The organism is Desulfonatronospira sp. MSAO_Bac3 (assembly GCF_003838035.1).
GTDB classification, from domain to species: domain Bacteria; phylum Desulfobacterota; class Desulfovibrionia; order Desulfovibrionales; family Desulfonatronovibrionaceae; genus Desulfonatronospira; species Desulfonatronospira thiodismutans.
Window position 1 is genome coordinate 1 of sequence record NZ_QYZY01000156.1, and the last position, 4,536, is coordinate 4,536.

Consider the following 4,536-nt stretch of genomic DNA (forward strand, 5'->3'; position numbering starts at 1 on the left):
ATATGATGCAGCCAAGCGCTTTTACATTGTTCAGCGGAGGCGCCCGGGGCGCCGAGGCATACTTCGGGGAACTGGCGGAAAAGTACGGCCTGGATGAGGTCAACTACAGTTTCGAGGGTCATCCCATTGAAAGAACCAGGGGGGTCAGGTACCTGACTAACGAAGAACTGGCCAAAAAAGATGTGAGCATAACTTATGTGTCCAACCTCATGCACAGGAATTATTCCCGGGCACCCATCTTCCGCAAGGTCCTGCAGACCATATGCTGGCAGGTATCCAGCGGCATGGAAGTGTTCGTGGTGGGCCAGATCCAGGATGACAACACGGTCAAGGGCGGCACTGGATGGGGTGCTGAGTACGCCAAAATCTGCAATAAACCATTATTTGTTTTCGACCAGGTAAAAAACGCCTGGTTTACCTGGGACGAAGGCGAGTGGAGGCAGATACAGGCCCCGGTAATCTCCAGGCAGCACTTCACCGGCACAGGGACCAGGTTCCTGGAAGACAACGGCAGGCAGGCCCTGGATGATCTTTTCAAAAGGTCATTTGGTTAAAAATACTTTAAGGCGGGCTTTGTCCGCAACCCAATAAAGAAAAGAGTTTTTGACCCCAGTGTATTGGAAGAATATACACGGGGCAGGCAGGATTAACCACGCCAAAGACGCGTGGCAGGCATAGATTAAGAGATGGATAAAGAGAAAAAACATTTTGTCCTGGCTCCCAGTTTAATGCCCTTCGGGCTTGCTCTGCGAGCAATTAAACGGGACAGGCGGAAGCCAGGCCAAAAGGTTATCACTCCAGCACTCACTTTTTTCCGGCACTCATGAATCCCAGAAGAAAGTGAGTGCTGGATGGTTAATGCAATCTGCGGCTTCCGGCTTGCCCTGTGAAATAAGGAAGGGATCCCATACAACCACCCCCAGCCCCTCCTTGGCTAAAGAGGGAAGTTTACGCCGTGCCCGCAATCCCATACTTAGGAGCAGGCCCGGTTGAACATTGCCATACACATAGCATTTTTTTCTTTGCCATCTTAGCGCCTTTGCGTGAGAAAAAATGGGATCGTGCATAGCCCGCTTTAGCCGTTTAGCATAGTGCGGTACTTGCGCCAATGGGGATAAAACTTGTCCATTATGGCATAAAAACGTTCATTGTGATTTGATTCCAGCAGGTGAACCAGTTCATGGATCACCAGGTATTCCAGGCACTCAGGTTGATGGTGAACCAGGTCTGTATTCAGGCGTATATTGCCGTGGACCATGTTGCAGCTGCCCCACTTGGTTTTCATACTCTGAACAAAGATTTTGTTCACCTGCACCCGCATTATTCGAGACCACTTGTCCACAAGCTCCCGGGCAGCATGTTTAACCTGCTCCCGAAACCATTTCTCCAGCAGAGCCTGCCTCTTTTCCGGGCCGGTGCCTGGACGAACGGACATGATCATGCTTCTGCGCCTGAGCTTTACCGAGGCCGGTCTCTCCCGCTCAACCAGCAAAAGGGTATACTGCCAGCCCCATATACTGTAAACCGCACCACTCTGGGGGAAGGCAGGGCTATCTGAGGCTGCATTCAGGATCCTGCTTCGTGTTCTCCTGACCCATTCCAGCCTGGAGATCAGAAAATCACGCACCTGCCTGATGTCTGCGCCCCTCGGGGCTGTAATATAAACATGCGCGCCAGGAGCCTTTATTCTCAGGTTCAGATTTTTCACAGCCTTGAAATCAACCTGCGCACTGATTTCTTCCACCTGAATCCTGGTTGTATTCACCTGCTGCACCCCCTAATCCTCAATGCCTGGACAAAACCCGGCAAATCTTTTCAAAAAGTCATCCCGGCCGGTGTAGTAAATTCCGTTGATTCCCCGGGAGATGGCCCGCTCAACATGCGGCAGGTGATCATCCACAAAAACTGCCCTGTGCGCTTGAACCCCGGTCCATTTCAGCAGATCGTCGAAAAGTGATGCGTCGTTCTTGCTCTTGCCCAGGTGGTAGCTGTTGAACACTTGGTCAAAATACCTGAAAAAACTGTCTCTGGCCTCCAGTTCATCCAGCCAGTTCACCTGATCGCTCAAGATTATCCTTCCCACACCCAGAGTCTGCAGTTTTTGCATAAGCTCCAGCATCCAGGGCCTGAGCTGGAACCTGGATAGAATGTCCTGTCTGAGACCGTTGGGACTGCCCTTTATTCCCGTGGCCGCCTTGAATTGATCCCAGAAGACCTCCTCACTGCCCTGCCCGGTAAGATAGCCGGTGGATAAAATCACTTCCCTTGCGGACTGGAAAACAAAATCCCTGTCCAGCCCCGCTCTGTCAGCCATTGCGTTCAGCCCGGCCATAAAACCTTCCTCAGCCAGGACTCCACCGTAATCGAATACAGCCAGCTCTATTTCACAAGCACGCATACAGACATCCAGTTGTTGACAGTTAATAACAGCTTCGATAACTATAAACATTAGACATGACCGCCTTAGAACAGGACCTGTTCAACCGGCAATCAGTAATAACAACATAAAAGGAGAAAAAATGCTCAAAGACGGAGAGAAAGGGGCCATCCTGCAGAATGACAAAAAGACCTACGCCATAGCACCTCACCTGCCCTGCGGTGTTGTATCCCCTGACACCCTGCGCAGAATAGCCGATGTCGCCGAGAAATACAACTGCGCCGCGCTCAAAGTAACCAGCGCCGCCAGGATTGCCATGGTGGGCCTTAAAGAAGAAGACATAGACGCTGCCTGGGAGGACCTGGGGATACCGCCGGGTGCTGCCGTGGGAGTATGTGTCCGCAGCGTCAAGGCCTGCCCGGGCACCACTTTCTGCAGGCTGGGACAGCAGGACAGCCTTAATGTGGGCCTTGAACTGGACAAAAAATATCATGGACGCGAACTCCCCGGCAAACTCAAGTTTGGAGTCAGCGGATGCCCCCATCAGTGCGCCGAGACCTGCATCAAGGATATCGCCCTGGTAGGCAAAAAGAAGGGATGGACCCTTCTCACCGGCGGATCAGGAGCCGGCAAGCCGAGACTGGCCGATGAAATCGCCTCGGAGCTGGAAACTGATCAAATCATGCAGATGGTGGAAAAAGTAATTGAAGTCTACACTGCCCAGGCCAAAAAGCATGAGCGCATGGGCAAGATGATGGACCGTATCGGGGTGGACAGCTTTAAGCAGATGGTCCTTGCATCATGATCTCCCGGGGGCATTATCCCAGGTTGTCCGCATCCATGCCGCGAAAAAGCAGTGCGGTTCTGCCGGCAGTGACCTTCGAGTCCGGGGCTGTGCTGACAAAACCCGGGTAATGCTCCTTTCCCGTCCTGCTTTCAACCCCGATATTCAGGCATACCTGGTCCTGGCCCGGACCACCTTGGGCAGGTAATCCCTGGTCTCCTGATAGGGAAGGTTTCGTACCATGTGTTCATACACCTGCCTGCTGTTCATGGAATTGATGCGCTCAAAGGCGCGGTCCCTGTTGGAATGAAATGCCCGGAGCACGTTTCCGCTGCCGGTATTGTACCCGGCTATGACGCAGTACTCCCTGGACCGGGCATTTGTTACCCGGTTCAGGTAACGGTTGAACAGTATGTGCAGATAGGCAGACCCCATGCGTATATTATTGTCCGGCACAAAAAGATAATCCCGGGTGGGCGTACCTTTGCGGTTGTAAATAAGCAGGTGCGCGTCCCTTCCGGCGGTTTCCGGTACAATCTGCATCAGGCCGTATGCCGGGACATGGCTCATGGCATACGGATTGAAGCTGCTTTCCACTTCCATAATGGCGTAAACCAGAGCCGGCTCAACCCCGAACCTGCGGGAATGCCGGTAGACAAGCCCCTGATAGCGTTTCTGCTGCTGAAAACCGTGTTCCTCAACCATGCTCAAGGTCACAAAATGCCTTTCTCGCCGGTTGTAAACATCCGTCTGGTAGGCTGTGCGCATGAGATACTCAGCGTACCTGTTCGCCCTCCACTCCCAGCGGATGGGGGTATCCTCATGGTCCAGAACTACATTGTACAAAAAGGGCTCAGGCCCCAGGCTTACCTGCTCATCCGAGAGAAGATCCACCCGGGAAGGATCCTCAGGGGTGAGCAGAGTGTGGACAATGGCTGTTTTCAACTTTTGCCGGGGGTTGTCCTCTTCCACGGTTTCCACCCGGATATTGCCGGTTTCAAAATTGATCACCGCTCTGGTCTGATAATCGTCTGTATACTTGACGTATTCTGTCTGTGTGGGAACCTTTTCATCGCCCCACTCCTCCATGAGCCTTTTGACCATCTCCTGTACTCCCCGGCGGACAAGGCTGTCCAGTTCCGGCACTCCTGTGCCGGGCACCATGGAGCTTACAGCCCCGGATACAGATCCGCGGGCCAGTTGTGAACCGGCGCTGATTCCCTGACGAATCTGGGAGGGCTGGCAACCGGCACCCAGAATTATACAGGGCAGAATCAACAACCGGATAAAATCGCGGCGTTGCATATGTTTTCTCTGCTTTCAAGAGTTGAACAGCTGAGCTTTTGATAACCCGGTTCCGGGCAGCCTGCAATAT

General features: G+C 52.9%; 5 protein-coding genes. 2 read left to right on the forward strand and 3 right to left on the reverse strand.

The genetic code is table 11. The features are described from left to right. Positions 1-2: 2 nt before the first annotated feature. Complete coding sequence (locus D5S03_RS05340; RefSeq protein ID WP_040419315.1) at positions 3-554, forward strand: hypothetical protein; 552 nt, start codon at positions 3-5, stop codon at positions 552-554. Positions 555-1,075: 521 nt separating this feature from the next. Here the strand turns inward: D5S03_RS05340 and D5S03_RS05345 are convergent. Both D5S03_RS05345 and D5S03_RS05350 read right to left on the reverse strand, forming a co-directional pair. After that, on the reverse strand, positions 1,076-1,774 hold the full coding sequence (locus D5S03_RS05345) for a M48 family metallopeptidase (protein ID WP_008871623.1): 699 nt from the start codon (positions 1,772-1,774) through the stop codon (positions 1,076-1,078). A gap of 3 nt (positions 1,775-1,777) precedes the next feature. Beyond that, positions 1,778-2,398, reverse strand: coding sequence for an HAD family hydrolase (locus tag D5S03_RS05350; protein ID WP_040419317.1), 621 nt, complete (start codon positions 2,396-2,398; stop codon positions 1,778-1,780). 121 nt (positions 2,399-2,519) lie between these two features. Here D5S03_RS05350 and D5S03_RS05355 point away from each other — a divergent pair, with 121 nt between their 5' ends. Further along, positions 2,520-3,182, forward strand: a complete 663-nt coding sequence (locus D5S03_RS05355) for a ferredoxin-like domain-containing protein (RefSeq protein ID WP_008871625.1) — start codon at positions 2,520-2,522, stop codon at positions 3,180-3,182. A gap of 144 nt (positions 3,183-3,326) precedes the next feature. On the opposite strand, the gene D5S03_RS05360 is transcribed toward D5S03_RS05355, so the two are convergent. After that, a complete protein-coding gene (locus D5S03_RS05360) occupies positions 3,327-4,466 on the reverse strand; it encodes a murein transglycosylase domain-containing protein (RefSeq protein WP_287042904.1) in 1,140 nt (379 codons plus the stop codon). Positions 4,467-4,536: the final 70 nt, after the last annotated feature.